Annotated in this window: 16 protein-coding genes and 1 riboswitch; of the genes, 2 read left to right on the top strand and 14 right to left on the bottom strand. The window is 45.5% G+C overall.

Going from position 1 to position 22059, the window contains the following annotated elements; all coding sequences use genetic code 11:
• Window positions 1-29 precede the first annotated feature (29 nt).
• Together MKY19_RS03880 and MKY19_RS03875 are read right to left on the bottom strand one after the other, a co-directional pair.
• Window positions 30-4952, bottom strand: coding sequence for an S-layer homology domain-containing protein (locus MKY19_RS03880; RefSeq protein ID WP_339800515.1), 4923 nt, complete (start codon window positions 4950-4952; stop codon window positions 30-32).
• A gap of 164 nt (window positions 4953-5116) precedes the next feature.
• Window positions 5117-5318: riboswitch (cobalamin riboswitch) on the bottom strand.
• 90 nt (window positions 5319-5408) lie between these two features.
• Window positions 5409-5987: a hypothetical protein gene (locus MKY19_RS03875; RefSeq protein ID WP_339268802.1), complete on the bottom strand. Its 579-nt coding sequence runs from the start codon at window positions 5985-5987 to the stop codon at window positions 5409-5411.
• Between the two features lie 219 nt (window positions 5988-6206).
• On the opposite strand from MKY19_RS03875, the gene MKY19_RS03870 reads away from it, so the two are divergent.
• Window positions 6207-7928: a cellulase family glycosylhydrolase gene (locus MKY19_RS03870; protein WP_339800511.1), complete on the top strand. Its 1722-nt coding sequence runs from the start codon at window positions 6207-6209 to the stop codon at window positions 7926-7928.
• Between the two features lie 62 nt (window positions 7929-7990).
• Here the strand turns inward: MKY19_RS03870 and MKY19_RS03865 are convergent, their stop codons facing one another.
• From MKY19_RS03865 to MKY19_RS03835, 7 genes are all read right to left on the bottom strand, one after another.
• Window positions 7991-8284 carry a transposase gene (locus MKY19_RS03865; RefSeq protein ID WP_339800508.1) on the bottom strand — a complete coding sequence of 98 codons (294 nt, stop codon included), beginning with the start codon at window positions 8282-8284 and terminating at the stop codon, window positions 7991-7993.
• 25 nt (window positions 8285-8309) lie between these two features.
• Window positions 8310-8867 carry a hypothetical protein gene (locus MKY19_RS03860; RefSeq protein ID WP_339800505.1) on the bottom strand — a complete coding sequence of 186 codons (558 nt, stop codon included), beginning with the start codon at window positions 8865-8867 and terminating at the stop codon, window positions 8310-8312.
• A gap of 108 nt (window positions 8868-8975) precedes the next feature.
• Window positions 8976-9629: a SprT family zinc-dependent metalloprotease gene (locus MKY19_RS03855; RefSeq protein WP_339804153.1), complete on the bottom strand. Its 654-nt coding sequence runs from the start codon at window positions 9627-9629 to the stop codon at window positions 8976-8978.
• Between the two features lie 80 nt (window positions 9630-9709).
• Window positions 9710-11083, bottom strand: a complete 1374-nt coding sequence (locus MKY19_RS03850) for a hypothetical protein (protein ID WP_339800501.1) — start codon at window positions 11081-11083, stop codon at window positions 9710-9712.
• Window positions 11084-11201: 118 nt separating this feature from the next.
• The gene (locus tag MKY19_RS03845; protein WP_339800498.1) at window positions 11202-11684 is read right to left on the bottom strand and encodes a hypothetical protein; all 483 of its coding nucleotides are present in this window, start codon (window positions 11682-11684) and stop codon (window positions 11202-11204) included.
• Window positions 11685-11852: 168 nt separating this feature from the next.
• The gene (gene bshB2 / locus MKY19_RS03840; RefSeq protein ID WP_042193301.1) at window positions 11853-12506 is read right to left on the bottom strand and encodes a bacillithiol biosynthesis deacetylase BshB2; all 654 of its coding nucleotides are present in this window, start codon (window positions 12504-12506) and stop codon (window positions 11853-11855) included.
• Between the two features lie 23 nt (window positions 12507-12529).
• On the bottom strand, window positions 12530-12874 hold the full coding sequence (locus MKY19_RS03835) for a YojF family protein (RefSeq protein ID WP_042184926.1): 345 nt from the start codon (window positions 12872-12874) through the stop codon (window positions 12530-12532).
• A gap of 267 nt (window positions 12875-13141) precedes the next feature.
• Between MKY19_RS03835 and MKY19_RS03830 the strand changes: the two genes are divergently transcribed.
• A complete protein-coding gene (locus MKY19_RS03830) occupies window positions 13142-13600 on the top strand; it encodes a hypothetical protein (protein ID WP_339800495.1) in 459 nt (152 codons plus the stop codon).
• A gap of 109 nt (window positions 13601-13709) precedes the next feature.
• Here MKY19_RS03830 and MKY19_RS03825 read toward each other — a convergent pair whose 3' ends face one another.
• The 5 genes from MKY19_RS03825 to MKY19_RS03805 form a co-directional block, all read right to left on the bottom strand.
• A complete protein-coding gene (locus MKY19_RS03825) occupies window positions 13710-14945 on the bottom strand; it encodes an MFS transporter (RefSeq protein WP_339800492.1) in 1236 nt (411 codons plus the stop codon).
• Window positions 14946-15044: 99 nt separating this feature from the next.
• Complete coding sequence (gene gcvPB / locus MKY19_RS03820; protein ID WP_149647709.1) at window positions 15045-16604, bottom strand: aminomethyl-transferring glycine dehydrogenase subunit GcvPB; 1560 nt, start codon at window positions 16602-16604, stop codon at window positions 15045-15047.
• A 26-nt stretch (window positions 16605-16630) separates the two neighbouring features.
• A complete protein-coding gene (gene gcvPA, locus MKY19_RS03815; RefSeq protein ID WP_339800483.1) occupies window positions 16631-18031 on the bottom strand; it encodes an aminomethyl-transferring glycine dehydrogenase subunit GcvPA in 1401 nt (466 codons plus the stop codon).
• Window positions 18032-18085: 54 nt separating this feature from the next.
• Window positions 18086-18868 (bottom strand): SDR family NAD(P)-dependent oxidoreductase, encoded by a 783-nt coding sequence (locus MKY19_RS03810; RefSeq protein WP_339800480.1) that lies wholly within the window; start codon window positions 18866-18868, stop codon window positions 18086-18088.
• Between the two features lie 14 nt (window positions 18869-18882).
• Complete coding sequence (locus tag MKY19_RS03805) at window positions 18883-22038, bottom strand: glycoside hydrolase family 2 TIM barrel-domain containing protein (RefSeq protein WP_339800478.1); 3156 nt, start codon at window positions 22036-22038, stop codon at window positions 18883-18885.
• Window positions 22039-22059: the final 21 nt, after the last annotated feature.

Below are 22059 nucleotides of genomic sequence, written 5' to 3'. Positions count from 1 at the left end.
TACCCTTGCTTATCTCTTTAAATAAAGTTCTATTTAACGTCTGTCATGTCATAAAGACTCGTCTGACCCTTAACGAACCGATCATAAGCAACCAGTGCATACATCGCTTGATCCGTAGCCATAAGATCTACTTCTCCTGGTTTCGCGCCTCCGTTACCTACGCCACCCTGCTTCACGTGATAAAAACCACCTTCAGCTGCAGCAAAGCCTAGCAACGCATCAACTGCGGAACGACCATTTTTAATAAATCGGGAATCCTTATGTGGGTCTATTCCAAGTCCAGTTAAAGCTACGATAACCTGAGCAATGCTCTCGGAGTTCGTAGATTCCCAGCTTGCAAAACCACCATCTGCTGTTTGCGTTTTGGATAACCAAGCAATTCCACGATCCACAGCAGCCGTTACTTTGGCATTCGTTTTGTAATACGGGGTCAAGCCTTGAATAACCATTCCCGTAATATCCGGATCGGCCTCAGTAGCATTACTGCCTAGTGCCCATCCCCCGCCGTTGATCTCTCTGCCTAAAATGTAATCAATGAGCATCTCTCTAGTTGTCTGCGTCTTTACATCCTTAACCACTGGAATGTCGTAATGATTACTATCCAGAGCGATCAGGGCAAACACAGGTCCATTAATGCCTTGCTTGATTACAGTATCAAAATCAGCGAGTGGTTCCAGTAGGTTATAACCCGCCACTTTATCAATATTTTTGCCGATTGAAGTTAATGCCAAAATAACTCTATCATATTCGGTATATTTTACGCTATGCAGCTTCCCAGCTTTTTCTTTAAGGGTGGCTTCTACATTCGCATAGTACTTAGCGTAATAACTATCTGGAACCTTTACACCAGAACGTGCCAGCCCGAACACTGTCCAATCCCCGCCAACCGAGGAGATGACCGGGTTTGTTACTGTTTTTTGCAAAAAGGCTGCCGTGTTCTGAATATATGGACTAACTGCTTTGTCGCCACTCTTATAATCATGGGTTCTAGTAGCTACAACAGCTGCCATTTCTCTAGTTACAAGCTCTTTAGGCTTAAACTGATTATTGTCACCTAACATAAGTCCGGTGGCAACAATGGTTTCCACATCTGCTTTTGCCCACGCAGACACAGTATTGATATCTTTAATAGCTGTACCTGGCTTCGTAGCCGGGATTGATAATGCTCTGACAATAATGGCTGCCATTTGTTCGCGAGTAATCTTGTCATTTGGCTTAAATTCATTATTAAAGCCTGTAATTAGACCTGCTTTATGAGCAGCGTTCACATATGGATAGAACCAATCACCCAAAGCGACATCCTTGTAGGTAATTCCTTTGTCACTCTTGGTATCCAGTTCCAATGCTGATACTAGGATCTTTGTAAATTCTGCTCTTGTAATGTGATCTTTCGGATTTACCTGACCATTGTTACCTTGGATGTACCCTTTTACTGTAGCTGTTTCAATCGCTGAGAACGCCCAGGATGAGATCTTATCGGCGTCTTTATACACTTGCTTGATATCGTTAGGAGTCGCTGTTGGCGATGGACTCGCATTCGGGTCACCCGGTTTAGCGATATCACCTGGAGCTGGCGTACCACTTGGTTTTGGTGTAGCAGATGGGGTTGGAGTTGGGCTCAAAGTTGGCATCGGTGCATTTAGATCCACACCCAAATTCGTAGTATAACGCCACTGAATTCTATCCCCGGCACTTAGGTTATATGAAGATGCACCATAATTAGGATATTTTCCATTCACATTATACATCCATCCACTACCGCTACCATGGTCAAATTCTCCATCACCAGCTATGGATTCAACATATACACTTCCAAATGTACTGTTCCAAGAATATCTATAGTCGATATCGCGGCTATCTAGCACTCTTTCTAGTACAGACCACACTGTGTCACCAGATTGTAGCTCTACCTGTACAGATGGAAGAACATATCCCTTCTTAATCGTAAGCTTATCCACGGATAGGGTTACATATGGTTTCGATGGAGTGGTCCCTCCACCATTGCCACTACCACCGTCGCCACCAGGTGTCTGAACTACACTGGATGTGTACGCAATGTAATCAGTGAAGTGATTGGTTTTTACGATTAAATCATTTCCATTATCGTAGGCATACTCTGACTTGCCGCTTGCCAAACCTAAGGCGTCACTTGCAAATTTTTGAATCGCATGAGGTGCACCATTTTGAATATAAGCTACATCTTTTCCTTTAAGGTCCTTAAAGGTTAATGTGATAAATTGACTGAATTCTACTCTTGCGCTGCCACCCATAGAAAAAGCTTGAATAATGCTCTCCAGCTTCTTATCCTGGGAAATAATCTGATTCAGACTATCTTTTAGTGCAGCTTCTGTGCCTGTTAAAGGTGACATTAGTTCAATCGCTGCGACATTTCCACTTGTAACTTTTGCACCCTTAGGAATGACTACAGATACGTCACCTTTGGTAGCCTCAATCTGAGGAAGATCGCTGTTATTAGGTAAACTAACACTAACCTTCGATTGTTGACTTTTAGGAATAACTACCGTTATTTCCTTGTTGCTATCTCCTGTGCTGATCGGAACGATATAATCATGAGCATCATCATTGATTACAACTTCCGGCTTATCACCAGAAGGTAACGGAAATTCTTTCGGACCCTCTGGTTGTACAGGTGGTTGTTCAATTACCACATCATTCATATCAAAGAGACGGTTACTGTGATTAATCAGACGATCATAGGACACAAGTGCATACGTACCTTGGTCCGTAGCCATCCCATCTACTCTTCCGGTGAGAATATGCTTAAATCCACCATCCGGATCAGCAAAGGTAAGCAGTGCATCAATCAGTGAATTTCCCTTTTTAACAAACCTTAAGTCACTGTGCGGATCTATGCCTACGCCAGTTAAAGCAACAATGACCTGCGCGATGCTCTCACTGCTTGTGCTTCCCCAGCTTGTAAATCCACCTTGATCATTCTGTGTGCTTGATAACCATGCAACCGCCCGATCCACAGCAGCTTTTACATTAGGATCCTTTGCATAGTAAGGTGCAAGTGCTTGCATCGTCATTCCGGTGATATCGGTGTCGGCTTTAGTACCAAATAACGCCCATCCACCAGTCGGTGCTTCTTTTTCTAAAATATACTGAACCAGTTTTTCTCTTGTGGTTTGATCTTTAACGCCTTCTACTACAGGAATATCATAGTTATGACTATCTAAGGCAATTAGTGCAAATATGGGACCATTAAGCCCCTGCTTCTGAACATATTGAAAATCTGCAAGTGCATTTCTTAGATCATAGCCTGCAACATTCGTGATATCTTTTCCGATCGAGGTAAGTCCTAGAATCGCTCTGGAATGCTCAGTACTTTTCGAAGCGTCGAGTTTTCCATCCTTCATTAGCTTAGCTACTTCAGCAGCTACATTGTTATAATAAAGATTGTAATAGCCACTTGGAACCTCGTAATTGGCCCGTGCCAGAGAAAGAATCGACCATTCCCCGCTGCCTGTTCCAAATGACGGATTCTTTACAGTGTTTAGGATATAGGCAAGGTTTTTATTTAATTGTTGTTTTGCTACAACGGTAGTAGGCTGTTCTAATTGAACATCCGTCATGTCATAGAGACGTTTGCTATTATTAATCAGACGATCATAGGATACGAGTGCATATGTACCTTGATCCGTAGCCATAGCGTCTACTTTACCGGTGAGAATATGCTTGAATCCACCATCCGGCCCAGAGAAGCTAAGTAAAGCATCTATAAGTGAATTTCCTTCTTTAATAAACCTAGGGTCACTGTGCGGATCTACGCCTACGCCAGTTAAAGCAACAACAACCTGTGCGATGCTCTCACTGCTTGTGCTTCCCCAGCTTGTGAATCCGCCTTGATCATTTTGTACACTCGATAACCATGCAATCGCCCGATCCACGGCAGCTTTTACATTAGGATCCTTTGCGTAATAAGGTGCAAGTGCTTGCATCGCCATCCCGGTCATATCGACGTCGGCTTTGGTTACACCTAATGCCCAGCCTCCAGCATCTGCTGCACCTTTTTTAACTTCTCTATCCAAGATGTACTGAACCAGGTTTTCTCTTGTGCTTTGATAGATTACTCCCTTCTCATCAGGATCAGGGAATAATACTGGAATTTCGTAGTTATAACTATCTAGTGCAATCAGAGCAAATATGGGACCATTGTTCCCTTGCTTCTGAATATATTGATAATCAGCTAGTGCATTTCTTAGATCATGACCTGCAACATTCGTGATATCTTTTCCGATAGAGGTAAGGCCTAGAATCGCTCTGGAATTCTCTGTGCTTTTACTAGCGTCGAGTTTTCCATCCTTAATTATCGATGCTATTCGCGTAGCTACATTGTTGTAATAGAGATTGTAATAACCGTTAGGTACTTTGTAGTTCGCACGTGCTAGAGAAAGAATCGACCATTCTCCGCTACCTGTTCCAAATGACGGATTCTTTACGGTGTTAACGATGTAGGCCAAACTTTTATCTAACTGTTCTTTGGCAGTGATTTTATAAGTAACCTGATAGGTTACATTATCTGCTTTGTTTCCTGCGCCATCCACAGCCGTTACTGCGATTACGTTACTACCCGGGTTAAGAGATGCTTTGTACTCACCATTAGTAGCTGATAGAACGACTTGGTTCAGCTTAACTACTGGAATAATGTCTTTGTAGACATTGTCTGTAACCACTACTTTGAAGCTTAAATCTTTACTGGATACTTCCTGTTTATCTTGTATACCTTCTATCAAAATCGTAGGCTTCTCTGTATCTGGCTCTTGTACTAACGCATTAATCTGCTCTACTAGAGCTTGATCAACCTCTGTTGTTACAACTGCACTATCGGCAATTGCTTCATTCGCATGAGCCGGGATTACACTTGTAGAGAACGTCGTGATAAATACTGCTACAATAAGTAACCAAGCTAAAAACTTATTTTTCTTCATGTTTCCATAACCCTTCCCTTCTCTTCCTATGTTAAAAAACAGAATAAACTTTCATAACACTACAAAAAAACCACTCAACATAACGTCAAGAGGTTTAAGATAGTGAACCGCAACAATAGCAGGCATATACTATATCAAACACCTCTCTATCGCTCGTAGAGTTTAACGGTGTATTAGAAACAGGCAGATATTCTGGCTCAAGTATCGTCACCCTTGCTACCTTCCCAGTTTCCCAGTGGCACCTTGCAAGGACTCCTCTTTCACAGCGGCGGGACCGCGCGGGATTCACACCCGCTTTCCATTTAACCAATCTATGATTGTAATTCCGAAACATTCATAATTGGCACCTATTGCTAATATTAATTTTTCATGCTTCATCATATCTAATATAGTTGCTTTTGTCATGCAATATTTGTTTTTTGTATAACGAGTAGTTAGCAATAATCCTATTGAATATCAAATCATTCTAACCACAATATATTCTTTTTCTCTCAGCTCAAAACCATCCTCCAGTGACAAAGAGGCCAAATCAAAGATTCGATCATACTTCTTATTACGTGGGAGTCCTTCTTCCTCAGCCCAGCATGTATAGAGCTCGAACTCGGCACCAGATACCCCATAATCTGTCATAAGCCTAAATAACTCCCGACAACACTTGAGTGAGGCGTTATACGATCCCGGTAGAGTATCTTTTAGCTTAGGGGTTACAGAGAAGCCGCCCCAATTCGGTGAAATCCGGTACACATATGGACTCCGAAAATGCTTGCGGATCTCATCGTTCCAATACCCAAGTTCCTCTATAAAAATACCCGCTGCATCTTCTTCCGAGTCGTATACAAGACAGTCCTCATCTCTTAAATGAGATAGATCTGCGATGTCATCCAAAGGAATTATGCCTTGCAGGCGCAGAGCCTCTCTTTGTTTCTTATACTCCGGGGAATTTTTCACTTCATTATATGTCTTTGCTGACGGTACACTGCCTCTTTCTCCTAACGGAAGCTCTGTAGCCGAGCCTATGTAATGAAATCTGCTCACTGGATTGCCCTCCATAACTTTGGAATCACTGCAAATCACTAATTCATATATGAATTTACCACAAATTAGTAAGGTACTCGTTGAAATTATTCTATGTTAGGGTATTTGGTAAGCGTTTACAACGAATTCATGGAGGTGTACGTGTTCATCTAAGCACCAAAGTACCAAGGAAGGTCAGGTTTAAGCATCCTCAAAAATGATCTTACAAAGGAGAATTCAATGACTACTCGAATCCAGAAATCATTCTTATCATTGACCCTTGTCACCGCTCTTCTGCTCTCTTTGTTCTCATCCATTGCCGCCGCTGCCACTAAGGACGAGCAACAAGCTAAGGCAGCACCAAAGAGTAAGATCCAATCCTATGTAGACGATATGCAGCCCGGATGGAACCTTGGCAATACTCTAGATGCTACAGGTGAGGATGAAACCTCCTGGGGCAATCCGCGTGTGACCCAAGAACTGATTAAGAAAATCGCCGCACAAGGCTACAAAAGTATCCGTATTCCTATCACTTGGGATTCACACATAGGCGAAGCACCGAACTACACTATTGATCAAGCTTACCTCGACCGTGTCGAAGAAGTTGTAGGCTGGGCGCTGGACGCCAAGTTATATGTAATGATTAACGTCCATCACGACTCCTGGTTATGGGTAAGTCATATGGAAGAGAAGCATGAGGAAACGCTGGCGCGTTATAATGCAGCATGGACTCAAATTGCGGACCGCTTCAAGGATAAATCCGATAAGCTGATGTTCGAAAGCATTAATGAACCTCGTTTCACAGATGGCGGAAGTACGGATGAAGCGAAGATGGAACAGATGCTTGCAGAGCTCAACAATTCCTTCCATCAGATCGTTCGAAACTCAGGTGGAAAGAATGATGTCCGTCCGCTAGTGCTACCTTCATTAGAGACTTCTCCTACCCAACCTAGAATGGATCAGCTCTACAAGACGATTACAGCTCTTAACGATCCGAACATAATTGCGACCGTTCACTACTATGGCTTCTGGCCGTTCAGTGTGAATATCGCTGGTTACACCACGTTTGAAAAAGATACAAAAAACGATATCACCCAAACTTTTGATAACGCTTACAACACATTCGTGGCCAAAGGAATCCCTGTTATCGTTGGTGAGTTTGGACTGCTAGGATTCGATATAGATACAGGTGTGATTGAACAAGGCGAGAAGCTGAAATTCTTCGAGTACCTTACTTATTATTTAAAAGAAAAGAAAATGACCTCCATGCTCTGGGATAATGGGCAGCATTTCAACCGCAAAACGTATAAGTGGTCCGATTCTGAGCTGCAGGGTGTATTAATGTCTGGTCTGAAGGAACGTTCCTCCAGCACTGAAAGCGATCTGGTCTATCTAAAAAAAGGGGCAGCGATCAAAGACACCAAGGTGAAGCTGAACCTAAACGGCAATAAGCTAACCACGATTAGTGCAAATGGGAAGTATCTAACAAAGGGAAAAGATTACACCTTGAATGGCGAGGAGCTCACACTCAAAGCCAGCCAACTCAAAAAACTCACAGCTTCCCAAAAATACGGTGAAAATGCTGTGTTAACGTTGAAATTCAACAAAGGTGTTGCGTGGAGACTAAAGATCATCGTGAATGACACTGCCAAATTAAGTGATGCCAAAGGTACGACTGAATCGTTTGCGATTCCAACTACCTTTAATGGTAACCAGCTTGCCACGATGGAGGCTGTCTATACCGCTGGTGGCAATGCAGGCCCGCAAGACTGGACACCATTCAAGGAGTTCGGCAATACGTTCTCACCCTCTTATAACACGAAAGAAATCAAGCTGCTTCCAGCCTTCTTTAAAGATGTTAAAGATGGAGAGGTCATCTTGAAATTCCACTTCTGGAATGGTGATATCCTTACGTACAAGATCACGAAGAGTGGAACAAACGTTGTAGGAAAATCTTCTTAACTTTCGCTGTATAACATAAAAAGAAGTGTCCCTTCACGGGGACACTCCTTTTTTTAACTACATCATACATATACTTCTTCATACGTCATCAACATCAAGCGATAGACCAGATATACTCCAAGATAAGCTCCCGTTAAAAGGAACATTGGATTCAAAAAAATCGCATGGATCGAGGTCATAAATACCGTGTTATCTCTTAATATTCCATATATAGCTAGGGCAGAAATATTACCTAAAATAAGCGTAGACAACACAGAAGCTACATTAAAAACAATACGCCACTTTATCCATTTCCGTTGTATCATTAGCATGGCGACGGGAACCACTATACTGCCAAATACGATTAGAAATTTCATTTAGCCAGCCACCTCAGTATCTCTTTTAATCCTCCAGTTCAACACTTTCGATTTGCCCCTCGGCATTCACTGTCCACTCGATATCAACACCTGGCATCAAACCAAGCATGTCCTCATCTTCGATCACTACATGATCGGGAATGGTTATGCTTTGCTCTCCCCCACCTTCGACTTTAACGGTAACCTGTTTACCATTAGACGTAGTAATCTTCCCATCATATTCAATCTGCTGCAAAACAATCTTTTGGCTCGGATCCGTAATGGTAACCCGCTTGCCTCCGTCTGTCAGCAGCTCAATCTTTTTATGATAGCCGTCCTTTAAAGTGACTTCCTTAATGACTCTCTGAACGCTAACATCCGCCGGAAGTCCCTCTGTATTTGTACCGGATGATGCATTGGGTTGTTCTGTTGCATTGTTCGTAGCCGCAGGTGCAGTGGCTTCTGTTATAGGTGTTGGAGTTACTTGTGTGGTTTCATTGGCAGTTTTAGAGCAGCCACTTAATAGGACGGTGCAGGCACAGATCAAACAAAGAATTGAAGTTCGAATCTGGCGTTGTGAATTTCCTTTATTCTGTGTCATCATTTACCTCCGCATTTAAATTTCTTCCAGTTCTATTTTGTGAACATAGTTTTACCTCTTCCCTTCCTTTTATTCACCAGAAAATGGACCATCTGAATTAATCTCTGATTATCACAGCGTCATAGCACGCCCATATCTAGCTAAATACTCTTCCTTCTCCTTATAATCCGGCATGAGGCTTCCAACCTTTCGCCAAAAAGAGCGGTCATGATTCATATGAAGTAAATGACACAGTTCATGGATGATTACATAATCGATAACTTCCACTGGAGCCATCGCTAGGCGATAGTTAAAGGTTAGCTTTTTATCCGAGCTACAGCTTCCCCACTTGGTTCTAGACTCAACAATGTCAATCGTCTTTGGCTTTACTCTAAGCTGCGTCTGATATTTATTGATCCGTTCAGCTACAACCTTCTTACAGCTAGCGAAATAGAATTTCTTCAGCTTAAGTTTAAGCTCTTCCTCATTTAAATCCCCTGTCTCTATTAGCTCTTGCAGCGAATAATATTTGCCTAGATACAGGAACTTACCCTCGTCTTCATACTCTTTCAGCTTTGGTGTTTCTCGGTTCGCTTCAATACTTTGCAGCTTCTCCACTATTAATTTCCCATTACGCTCTACCATGCTTTTGATCGTCTCTTCACTTGTTTTCTTGGGAGCTTTGAGTGTTATACGCCCTGAAGAATCTATATGAATGGAGATTTTCTTGCCATTTCCATATTGAACATTAAACTCGATCACCTGATTGTCGTACTCAATCTTCATACCCACCATCGTTTCTATAAGGTTATTCACAAAAAAAGGAGAACGCGTTTAAGCGTTCCCCCCTATTTTAACATGATTCATCAATACACTGGATATCCTGCCACAAACATCGCTAAATACAAAAGACTCGCCGCAACAGAAACTACAGTAAGGATAGCATCCTTTGATTTCTCTTCAGTGATCGCGACAGCAGCAAAAGCTAGTGGAAATGCAACAAGCAAATACCGCGGGGCTGACAGCAGCCAGGTAGCTCCGACTACGAACGCAAAATACACGATGAAATAGGCGGTGTATGAAGGTCGTATCTTTTTTGCACCCATCAACATGATAATTAGTGCTGAGAATATAGCGATTAAATTAGGCAGCCATAAGCCGAGAAAAGAACGGCTATCTCCACTCTTAAAGGTGCCCACAGCGTATTCCATCTGATATCTTACCGTATCAAAAAAGAGATAAAACCGCTGAGACCAATGCTCTCTCTGGTAAATACTGAACTGAAACGCATTTCCCGTCACGTGATAATTAATAAACAGATAGGCCAGCAAGCCCGTTGATATGATAGCGAGAAAACATACAGCGCTGATGATTCTATGTATAAAGACTTTTTTACTTAATAGCTTATAGTTGCCCATCAGATCCCGTCCAAATTCAATCGCAACCGGTACAATCAGAAGCACTCCGGGAGAACGTGTATAAGCTGCAAGTGCACCGCATAAGCATCCGATCAGCCATTCCTTTTTTCTCACAAAATATAAACACATCAAAGATAATGCCAGAAATAGAGCCTCGGTCATCGGAATGAAGAAAAAGAACGCGGCAGGGAATATGAAAATGTATTTCACGACCCGCATGGCATTCTTTCGATGCATGTCTAGTGCAGCAAGCTCATAAGCGACCAGGGCTGCGACAATTGAAGTGATATTTGAAACGATGAATCCAGAAACGAGATAATTCCCTACGAATGCCTGAACCACTCTTATTAAATTTGGAAAAAAGGGAAAGAACACGATATGGAATCTCGCATCACCCTCGGTCACGTATCCATTCTCAGCAATGCCCAAATAACTAGAAGCATCGATTCCAGAGATATGCCAAGTCTCTGCCATTTTGCTAAGCAGACCACCTGAATAGCCATTCTGTATGATCAAAAATGAATACCCGATGAGCATAAGCAGGATACGACTCGCCAATATCCATCCAATAATATAAAGCCAAGCCTGTCTTCTATCCTGCTCCTTACTCTTCCAAGTCACTTCAGGTGCTGGATTCGTCAAAACAAAATCCGTCAATACAGGTATAGTGCGGAGCCCCAATAGCACAAAAAGCCCGAAACAGACCACAGAAGCGAGGGTGCCCAGCATGGTCCAGCTCTGAGTCGAAATGGCCCAGTAAATAGCCGTCACCATCATAACAAGTATGAAGATGAAGGAAATAATTTTGTCGTGCTTTTTCATTTGATCCTCCAGTTATTTAGTCCGAACAATTGTTTAAGAAAAAAAGGATATAATTACCTATAGAAATATAATAGTCTTTGTGTATTTTTTTGTAAATCACATCTTATTTCTTCGTTCCTTACTCCCCCTCATAGCTGAAATAAAAGTTCAAAGGCAATTCATCATCACTTTGAAAACTGTTCGACATCCTGTAGGTTATATACAATTTATCCTCGCCCTTGCCGTATGACCATGATTCTTCGGTAGAGCCAGTTAATGGCTTTAGCGGAAGAGCCATCCTGTCAATCGTTTGGATGGATTTTTCGACTTTGTCAGCCGCCTCCTCATCCGCAGGTTTGTATTGGTTCATAAAAGCACGTACCAGTTCTCTCGCATCTTGATAACCGCTTTCCGATCTGGGAAAGGTTGTATCGTATTCACCCACTGCATCCGCAATTTGCAAAGCAGCAAGCCCTGCTTCACGCGGCTGCATGAACACAGCCCGATGCTCTTCCACATGTGTGAAAAGCTCAGCATACTTGGGTCTTTCCTTACTGCATGCAGTGAATACCAGCAAAAGAATGACTATTCCACAAATGAGATTGAAATATGATTTTTTCAAACGAATACACCTCCTGGCCTGACGAAACCGGTTTGGTTGATCCCCACTAAACCTTACCATATATTTGAAAAAAGACACAGATATTCATATCTTATATTAGAAAATGAAGCCTGACCACGGCAGTGGGCCTCAAAGAAAAAGCCCGAGCGTTTATGCTCGGACTTAATATCATTCAAATGGATAGATCCAGAAATGCTCTGTTCCAAAACGATCTTGGATTTCTTTATCCTCTAGCGTTTTGCTGCCTAACAGTTCAGCGGCTTGGAATTGGGATTTATGCGCCTGAATGGATGCCATCTTTTGCTTCAGGAAATCTTTCACTTCAATGATTACCTGAGGCTTTCCAATCTCTTCAATATTATTGGCGAAAGCTATACAGTGAACAGGAGGTCTCTCTGCCTTGGGCATTCTTCCAACCGTTCGAACCACTGCAGCTCCGGTAGCATCATGATCGGGATGAACGCTGTACCCCGGATAGAATGTAATGACCAGTGAGGGGTTAAGCTCCTTCAGAAGCGCATCAATATGGCCCTCGAGCAGAGCTTGATCTTCAAATTCAATCGTTTTATCGTGGAAACCAAGCATTCTCAAATCCTGTATTCCAATCGCTCGGCAGGATTCTTCCAGCTCCTTTTTACGGATCTCTGGGAGGGTTACCCGATTCGCAAATGGCGGCACGCCCATATTCCGGCCCATCTCTCCAAGTGTCAGACAAGCGTAGGTGACTTGGGTGCCGTTTTGCACATGCTTGGCAAGCGTTCCGGATATACCGAAGGCCTCGTCATCCGGATGCGGTAATATAACTAGAATATGTCTTTCCACTGAACTCCTCATCTCCTCTACCATTAGAACGGCTCCCGGCTTAATTGCAAGGATACGACCAGTTTGCCTTGGCTGTCATGACCGGCCAGAATTAATCTTTCGGTCTCACTCTCTTCATAGTGAGTTAGTCCTTCCGAGTACACCCAGCCTTGTGACATTTTTAGGCCTACGCGATAAGGTCCATGACCGGAAATCGAACCATGAGAATATCGGATCACAGCATTAGTAATGAAAGTAGCCGCTGGGTGCTTAGAACTATCGAAATGGGCAGCGTATGCTCCCGTCGTCATCTCAAGATGGATATATAGATCCTGATCTTTAAGCAGGTCGATCCTCTCTTGTATTTCGGATTGATTAATTAGCTGCAAGGTTACGCCTCCATATCTGAATGAAATTATACCTACGAAAAATAAGATCCCTACCCTATTAAGGACGGATCTGTTAAAGGATAAGCGGGTCCGTATTTCTCATCAAAGTATAACTTCCAAAGGTTTGTAATTCAATGGTCACTCCTGAGAAGAGGCCTTACACATAAAAAAAGAGCATTAGCCCGCGTAGCTTGATCAAGCACTGAGATCACAATATATGGTAAAATCATTGTGAAGCCTTTGAATTAGGAGAAAGGATGGAGTGACTTGGGATTTCATGAAACGTCTCTTTCAATCAAATATCCAAACGTAATGAAAACACTAATTGCAATGTGTTTTTTAGAAGTTTCCTTAATAATTACTATGTATAATAGTACTAATCGCATACCTGACTTCCTGTTCTTCTTTCCAAGAATATGGTTCATCTTTATATTCATTATTATCATATTTTTACTCTATCGATTGCTCAGTTCCAAGAGTATTTCACTTGGCGACAATTATATTATTTCTTTAAATAAGAAAAGATACGATGCGGATGAAATAAGTTCAGTGTTTATCGATGGTAAACGAATTGGAATTAAGACTGTTGACAAAAAGTTGGTTCCACTACATCTGTACTTTACTTTTAAAAAGGAGAATACGGCTAATGGCATAGAGGAAATTAGGGAGTGGGCAAAAAGAAACAACAAACCCATAAGATATAAGTTCTTCTTTGGATGGATTTAAGCAAAGGGGCGTCCTATATCCATTTTACATGGATTTTTGGACAGCCCCTTATATATTTATTCACACTGCTGTCCAGATTGAATTACTTATGAAAATTGTATTCAGCCATTCATTCTTTCAGCCTTTTATCCAGAATTGGGCGGATGAACCAGATATAATAAACCAGACAGAGAAGCAATACTACAGATGTCAGAAAAAAGGGGATTTCATAATCCTGTCCAATCAAAATCCATCCCGTAAGCAGAGCGGCGCCGGATGATCCGAGGCTCCGAAATACGGATCTCATCCCTGCGTAGAGATTCCTCTCCCGCTCCTTAAAGGCAGACATCAACTGACTATCCAGCAGATTAGACAGCATCGTAAGCCCTCCCCCGCGAACCAGAAACACGATTGTGAACATCCAGACCGGCATAGCCCAGGATAATAAGGCGAACACGAGTATGTTAACCAAAAAGACAGATACGATCGCCACATTGTGGCCGAAACGCTCTAATACGTAAGGCGTCATTAAAGAAGCTGCAAACAAAACAACTCCGCTTACCGCCAGCAGAATGGACACTTTATCATCCATCCAGTTCAGTCTATACTTCACAATTACATTAAGAAATGACCCAGTGATGGCTATCGCTCCTCCGAGCAGGGCCATGAATACCGAGAACAGCCAGAGTGTGCCGGAAGGCAGCTTTTTCCTCCAGCTAGAGACTTCACGGTTCACTTCCAGAACTTCAGAGGTTCTAACCGTTTCGCTTTCCTTCCCCTCAGAGGGAAGCCAGAGTCCTCTAATCATACTGTGAACAACGAAAACCAGTGCAGCAAGCAGCAGCGTTAGCCCATACCCATCCCCGCTATCAGCCGAATTCGGCAAGTATCCGGCAGCCAGGGTTCCTACTCCTGTAAAAGCCGTAAACACGGCAAACATCAGGGAGAAGGCACTTGCTTCTTCCTTGCGCGAGGCACAATAGTGAAATAGCAACTGCACCTCAGTCGTCTCCACAAGAGTAAGGCCAATCGAGACCAAAGTTTGAGCCAAATAGAATATGCAGGAATGATTGCCAATCGCATAAAGTGCACTTCCTGCCGCTATAAACATGATGCCGGATACTAGCAGCTTTTTACGACCTATACGGTTTGCCGATATGGATACAGGAATAGCCAATGCACCCATGATCAGTATACCTATGGACATGAGCAGCCCGATTTCATCCTCCTTCATCCCTTTGGACAGCAAGTGCAAATTAAGAACTAGCGAATACATACCGATGCCGATGCCATACATGGCTTCGGTCATAAGAAACCGGCGGACGCCGACAGACAGGCGCAGCAAGTTCCTCATATACCCAGACATACTCATAACCCCTTTCTTTGGTGATACAGTCAAATAGGAAGGGCTCCAAACGGAGCCCCTCTACTTTCAAATGTATATTTTAATTGTAGGGACCAAGCCCTATTCCGGCTGTGTCTTCTTTAGATAAGCCCGCCACGTAATACACCACTTTGCAGGATCATCAAGAGAAGATTCCACATTCCGGTGAACGGTACTGTTGTGCGGAGCTAGTTTGACGATATGCGGCTGCGTGTAAGCTTCATTCGAAATATGGGTCAGCGCCTCGATATATTCATCAAGATCTTCCTTCGAATAAGATTCAGTCGGCTCCAGGGTGAACGGCTGCGGAACGATGTACGGATGATGGGATGTCCAATAATGCAGGCCGAAATCACACATCCGGCGGGTGATGTCTTCTGTCGTTACCCCAGTCTCATCCGTAAGCTGCTTCCAGCTGTACCTTACCTGTTCAAGACGTCGACCTTTGATGTAAGGAGCGCTGGCTCCGCGGATTTGCAGAATTTTGTGATACAGGTAGTTATTATTCAGTACAGCGATTTGGGCCACATTCTTAAGACCGTCTGGCCCCAGGCTCATAATCCAAGCGTAGGAACGAAGTACAGTCTGGGCCACGCCGTGGAAGCTGCGGACTTTGCCGATGCTATCACCGCTTTGCTCTACAAGGACATAACGACTACCGTCCCAGTCAACAAGCGGACCGGGTAGGAAACGCTTAAGGGAATCGGTTACCCCAAGAGCGCCTGTAGCCGGCCCTCCGCACATGTGAGGTGCGGCAAAGGTCTTATGCAGGTTGAAGAAGCACATGTCAAACCCGGCTTCCTTGGCCCGGGTGATACCCAGCAGCCCATTCGCGTTCGCCTGATCGTAGAAGCAGATTCCTCCTGCTTCATGAACCACGTCCGTGAACTCACGGATACGATGATTGTATATACCTGTGTCTTCCGGATTGGCCACGACGAAACCCGCCGTGCGTTCAGAAATGGCATTCTTCAGCTTCTCCAGATCCGGGAATCCGTCTTCGTCAGGATGCAGTGTAATAATCTTATATCCTTTAACAGCTGCGGTCGCCGCTTGGGACGGATGTGAAAAGATCGTCGTAATGATCTCATCCCGCTGTTCTCCCTCGCCACGTGAATCATGATATGCGCGGACAATGGAAGCCATGGCCAGCAAGGCCTGGGTGCCACTGCTTGGCTGGAACGAGAAAGCATTCATCCCTGATATTTCACGCATCGCCTGATCCAGCCTATAGTAGATTTCCAGAATTCCTTGAACGGATCCAGCATCCTGCAGAGGATGCAGTTCCATCAGATTTGGGGTACGTATAAGCATTTCATTGATACGGGGAATATATTTCATCGTACATGTCCCCTGTCCGATCTCTACGTTAAGGTCGGAACCCAAAGTCTCTTGAGAGAGTCTTAAATAATGCCTAAGAACTTTGGCCTGACCGATCTCGGGCAGCGCCGGTGCTTCTTTTCGCCGCATCGCTGATGGAATTCGGGCAGAGCCTAGACCAACAACCTCGGCAATCCCAGCCTCGGTGCCCGGCGGGATCACTCCGCGCTCACCCGATCGGTGAAGCTCGAAGATCACCGGTTCATCCCATTTGGCCTGGTGAAAACGGCGCACCTTATGATCTCTACGAATCCGTTTCATGGCTTTCCTCCTACTCTTCTGTACTATTAATTCTTGCAGACAATGTTCTCGATAGCTGAGGCAAGCCGGTCCAGATCTGCCTGCATATGAATTTCAGTTACGCAGTATAGAGCACATTGTCCCCACTGGGGATAGGCGGAGGATAGATCCTTTCCTCCGAAAATCCCTACTTCCAAAAGACGCTTGTTAATCTCAGCAACAGATATTCCAGTCTTGTTGAAATCTAAGACAAATTCTTTGAAAAAGGCTGTATCTTTAAAGCGCAAAGAGATCCCGGGAATGGCACACAGCTTATTCGCCGCATATTGAGATTTCTGAATAATGGTCTCCCCTACTTCCTGCATCCCCACTGGTCCAAGCAGGGATAGATAGACTCCGGCGGTAATTCCCCACAGGGCTGTCTGTGTTCCCACCGACTCCTTCCCCTTCTCCCGTTGGGCAAAGGATGTACGCTCATAGGCTACATCACCGAAGCCATATTCACCTTCCACTTCAGTAGGAACAATACCGAACAGGCGGGACGGATATTCCATCACATAAGTCTCTTCATCCCGGGTAGCGATGAATCCGGCTTGCCCCCCACCATAGTTCATATGCATGCCCAGCGGCTGCAAATCCCCACAGACAATATCAGCGCCATAACGGCTTGGAGGTTCCAGTACGCCAAGGGAGATCGGATCAACGCCCACAATAGAGATAGCATTTACCGCGTGCACAAGCTCAGATATTTCAGCACCCTGATCCTCAATAATTCCGAGATAACCTGGATTCTCGAAGTAGAACGCCGCCGCTCCTTCCTCAAGCTTGCCCTGCAGATCATCCAAATCTATTTTTCCTGTCACCGAATCAATCTCCACGTACCTTATCTCCATTACAGGTGTACAGTAATTGGTAATGATCTTGGCTTTATCCGGATCGACGGATCTGGAGAGCAGCGCAATCCTGCGGCCTGTAATCCGACCTGCCATTCGGATGGCCGTAGAGGCTGCCTGTGCCCAGTCGAAGGTAGGGACATTAACTACGTCCATATCGACGAGTTCGGCCATCAGGCTCTGATACTCGAACAAGGACTGAAATCGGCCGTGGTCTTCGTAAGGCTCTCCTGCATAAGCCGTCACGAACTCCGAGCGCTGATTAATTTCGTCGCATACAGCCGGAACGAAATGCTGCCAGCAGCCAGCCCCGAGAAAGTTGATATAATCGGCGCCATGCTTGTTCTTCGCAAGCAGAGCCTCGATATGTCGACGAAGCTCATATTCATTCATAGCTGGAGGAAGATTCATCTCCCGCTTAAGCTTCAGACTGTCTGGAATTGCATCATGCAGCTGGTCGACGGAGCTCAGGCCGATTTCCTTCAGCATTGCCTCACGGACTTCCGGTGCTGTATTCGGGATATAGGGATGGGCATAAGTTCTGTGTTCAGACAAGGTTAACGCCTCCGTCCTTAAAAGGTTGATTTAAAGTATTTATTTCTTTAACCGTTAGGCAATGCCGCCGCCATCCACAACAAGTACGCTTCCGGTGACCCAGGAAGACAGATCGCTAGCTAGGAACAATACCGCATTTGCGATATCACGTGGTGTACCCAATCGCTCCAATGGACGTCCCCCAGCAGAGGCTACGAGGAAAGTAGCTTCGTCCTGTTGAAGCTGCTTGGCTTCATCGCGTAAAAGCGGCGTATCCGTGTCACCTGGGGACACGCAGTTCACGCGAATGTTTGCGGAACCGTGGTCAATGGCCATGGCTCGGGTGAGATTGACCACTCCAGCCTTGGCTGCACAGTAGGAAGCGGCACGGTCCCCGCCTTTAAGGCCCCAGCCGGAGCCGGTATTAATGATGCTGCCACCGCCTCCGCGCTCCATCACCGGGATTATATATTTGGAGAGTAGATAAACTCCCTTAAGTGATACATCCATTACCAGATCCCAGTCGGCTTCCTCAAGCTCGACAACGGTCTTACGGCGGATAATCCCCGCATTATTGAACAGAATATCGACCTTGCCGTACGCGTTCTCAATCTCTGAGGCAGCACGCTTACAGTCCTCCGAAGAGGAGACATCGCAGCGGTGGAAGCTTGCTTTCCTTCCCCGCTCTTTCATCTCATGAACAGCCTGCTCCCCTTGCCTTACATTGATGTCCAGCACAACCACATGTGCTCCGAAATCCGCAAGCAGTCCGGCCGTAGCAAGGCCAATACCTGAAGCACCTCCGGTAACAACAGCTATCTTTCCGCTTAAATTGAGTACATCCTGTGTGTGGAGCATTCTGACCCCTCCTCTCATTGATGCGATTGTGGTAACCCGTACAGCATTTGTCTAGCAAGCCACTCTGGCGTGGTATCTTCTGATAAAAACGGAATGAGCAGAATACGGAATGTAAAAGCTTCCGATGTTACCTTATGATTCGGCATCTGGGCAGGTCCACAACTGTTGCTGCCCAGCCCATTCTGCCGGTAATCCAGATTCAGTGTGACAAAGTCACGCGGAACAAGCTCGCTTGCATGTTGTGCCTCTTCAAGATCCTTATCCGTATAACGGCGCGCGCTGAATTCAAGTGTCGGAATACCCGCAGCAAGTAGACCAAGTCCGGATGCGTCTGTGACGGATATCCATCTGACATCCATCCGGTTCCCATTCTCCTGCGGATATATATATGGAGTGAATAGTCCATCAATTGAAGCTGTGTACACTCCAACACGGCATGCCTCTTTGCTGTCCGAATAATTCTCACCAGGTCCCCGGCCATACCATTTCACTCGATCCATGTCGCCTGGAATCTCCATCTGAAGTCCAATCTTAGGCAGCATTTCTGGCGGCTTGCCCTCCGGTGTGCCCTGCACATCCATAGTGATTTGCCCTATACTGGTTACGGTATAGGTGATTACACACCGGAAACCCCAATCAAAAACTGGCGGAGCAATCCTTGAACTCACAGTGATGCGGATGTTCCCTTCATCAAGCCGGGCCCAGCTAACCTCATCAACACGTTCTGTTAGCCGGTCCAGGTGTGCTTTGCGCCAGTCCGGTAGCACATACATGTCATTGTCGATCGGCGCACGCCAGAAATTCAGCCGCGGTCCGGCTTTCATTAGTTCCTTGCCATTCAGACGAAGCGAATCGATTCGCCCGCTCCGCGTGTCAAAGGTCATACGGAAATCCTCATTTGCGAGAATGATCTGCCCAGCAGCTTCTGTGCATTGAAGATTCCGCCTGATCTGTTGACTTCTCATCCCGATAGCAGCATTGGAATGGTCATCTGAATGCCCTGTATGACTATCGCCAACACGATTTCCCAACTCATCCTGCATTAGAAACTGAGCCCAAGCCACTTCATGCCCCTGCTCCGCCCAAAGACAGTCAGCGGCGATCGAGAAGCAGATGTTCAGCCACTGTTCCGCACCCTCACTGCGAAGGAGAGCATCAAGACTGTGGTCATAAGGAATCTCCACTTCTGCCTGTCCGCCCGCTTCAATCTCTGGCAGTGCAAGAACCCCGCTTTGAACGGTACGTCCATCCATGGTGATGCTCCAATCAGCATATAGGTGATCCAGTGTCAGGAAATCATAGCGGTTAATCACATTAACCTTGTTCCTGCTTATATACTCGACGCGAACCGGCTCGATAATTTTCTTATATTCAAGCAGGCCCGGTGATGGCGTTCGGTCCGGGCGGACTAGACCATCTATGACGAAGTTGCTGTTATTGGGCACATCCCCGAAGTCCCCGCCATAAGCATAATCAGCCTTCCCATCCGCCGTCTTCCAGCTCAGCCCGTGGTCAATCCATTCCCACACAAAGCCGCCCTGCAGTCTATCGTACTTGTCAAAAGTATCAAAATAAGGTCTTAATCCACCGGGGCCGTTGCCCATGGCATGCGCGAATTCACACAGAATATGCGGCTTCGGATGATCAGTCAACTGACCGAAGCCTTCCATCTTCTCAACGGAGGAGTACATCGTGCTTACCACATCACAGACCTCAGCTTCGCGATCTTCTTCGTAATGAATAAGCCGTGTTGGGTCAGCTACTCTGCACCACTGCGCCATCGCCCGGAAATTGCAGCCGAAGCCGGACTCATTCCCAAGCGACCAGAAGATCACGGAAGGATGATTCTTGTCGCGCTCAACCATTCGCTGAACGCGCTCCACGTAGGCTTCCTGCCAGGCAGGATCATCGCTGAGTCTGGAAATATTGCCTAGCAGTTCGAATCCGTGTGTCTCCAGATCGGTCTCTTCCATAACATATAAGCCGTACTCATCACACAGATCATAGAACCGGGGATCATTCGGGTAGTGCGCGGTTCTTACAGCGTTAATATTGTGCTGCTTCATCATCTTGATGTCCTGTAGCATGGTGGAGACGGTGACTGTGCGACCTGTATCCGGGTGATGATCGTGACGGTTGACTCCTTTGAGTTGAATCGCCTTTCCATTCACCAAGAATTGTCCGCCGCGCACCTCAACTGTGCGGAATCCAACCCGCTGTGCCGTCATCTCTACCGTATCTCCACTTTCATCCAACAAAGTGATCTTCAGATGGTACAAATTGGGGGATTCCGCACTCCACAGTTCCGGCTGTCCTACCGGCATTATAAGCTGCACATTCTTTCCTGCAGTAACCCGATCCTCAGCCCATGCAACAGATTCACCACTTCGTTTAAGCAGTTCAAGCCGCAGACTGCCCTGTTCAGCAGCTTCCCCTTGTATGTTCACATGAACAGACAAGATCCCATCACGGCTTGATTCATCCAGTTCCGTTATAATCCGATAATCGGCAATGCGGAGCGAAGACGGCTCGGAGAGCAGATACACATCTCTAAAAATTCCGCTCATCCACCACATATCCTGATCTTCCAGATAACTGCCGTCCGACCATTGGTACACTCTAACGGCTAAGGTATTGTGGCCCGGTTTCACATAAGGAGTGAGATCGAATTCTGAGGTTAGGCGGCTGCCCTGACTGTATCCGACCGGTTTGCCGTTTACCCAGATATGAAACGCGCTATCCACCCCGTCGAACTTAATGGCGACATTCCGTCCGTTCCAGGATTCAGGCAGCATGAACTCTCTAACATAACTGCCTGTCGGATTCTCGTCAGGCACATGCGGGGGGTCTGCTGGAAACGGATAATATAGGTCCGTATAATGTGGAGTTCCGTATCCCTGTAGCTGCCAGTGCCCTGGTACCTGAATCTCATCCCAGCCGGAAGTATCATACGCCTCCTCGTAGAAATAATCCGGAGCCCACTTTGGCCCCTTTGCATAATTGAACTTCCATATGCCATTCAAGGATTTGAACCAGGGGGAGCTCCCCCTATTGTAAGTTAGTGCCCCTGACCAGTCAGAATAGGGGATGAAGTAGGCCCGGCTTTTGGCCCGCCCTCGCTGAAGGATGCCAAGATCATCCCAGTCCCTCCCGATAGTTTGCTGTGACATGGTTCATTTCTCCTCTCTTTT

The organism is Paenibacillus sp. FSL R5-0744 (genome assembly GCF_037972555.1).
Classification (GTDB): domain Bacteria; phylum Bacillota; class Bacilli; order Paenibacillales; family Paenibacillaceae; genus Paenibacillus_AQ.
Note: the sequence above shows the minus strand (reverse complement) of the source record. Positions and strands in the feature narration are given on the sequence as shown.

What these genes read in the sequence shown, in the direction of transcription:
- MKY19_RS03860 (WP_339800505.1), bottom strand. Translation starts at nt 8,867, where the DNA reads ATGATGACACAGAATAAAGGAAATTCACAACGCCAGATTCGAACTTCA.
- MKY19_RS03805 (WP_339800478.1), bottom strand. Translation starts at nt 22,038, where the DNA reads ATGTCACAGCAAACTATCGGGAGGGACTGGGATGATCTTGGCATCCTT.
- MKY19_RS03880 (WP_339800515.1), bottom strand. Translation starts at nt 4,952, where the DNA reads ATGAAGAAAAATAAGTTTTTAGCTTGGTTACTTATTGTAGCAGTATTT.
- MKY19_RS03870 (WP_339800511.1), top strand. Translation starts at nt 6,207, where the DNA reads ATGACTACTCGAATCCAGAAATCATTCTTATCATTGACCCTTGTCACC.
- MKY19_RS03850 (WP_339800501.1), bottom strand. Translation starts at nt 11,083, where the DNA reads ATGAAAAAGCACGACAAAATTATTTCCTTCATCTTCATACTTGTTATG.
- MKY19_RS03865 (WP_339800508.1), bottom strand. Translation starts at nt 8,284, where the DNA reads ATGAAATTTCTAATCGTATTTGGCAGTATAGTGGTTCCCGTCGCCATG.
- MKY19_RS03855 (WP_339804153.1), bottom strand. Translation starts at nt 9,629, where the DNA reads ATGAAGATTGAGTACGACAATCAGGTGATCGAGTTTAATGTTCAATAT.
- MKY19_RS03825 (WP_339800492.1), bottom strand. Translation starts at nt 14,945, where the DNA reads ATGTCTGGGTATATGAGGAACTTGCTGCGCCTGTCTGTCGGCGTCCGC.
- gcvPB (WP_149647709.1), bottom strand. Translation starts at nt 16,604, where the DNA reads ATGAAACGGATTCGTAGAGATCATAAGGTGCGCCGTTTTCACCAGGCC.
- MKY19_RS03810 (WP_339800480.1), bottom strand. Translation starts at nt 18,868, where the DNA reads ATGCTCCACACACAGGATGTACTCAATTTAAGCGGAAAGATAGCTGTT.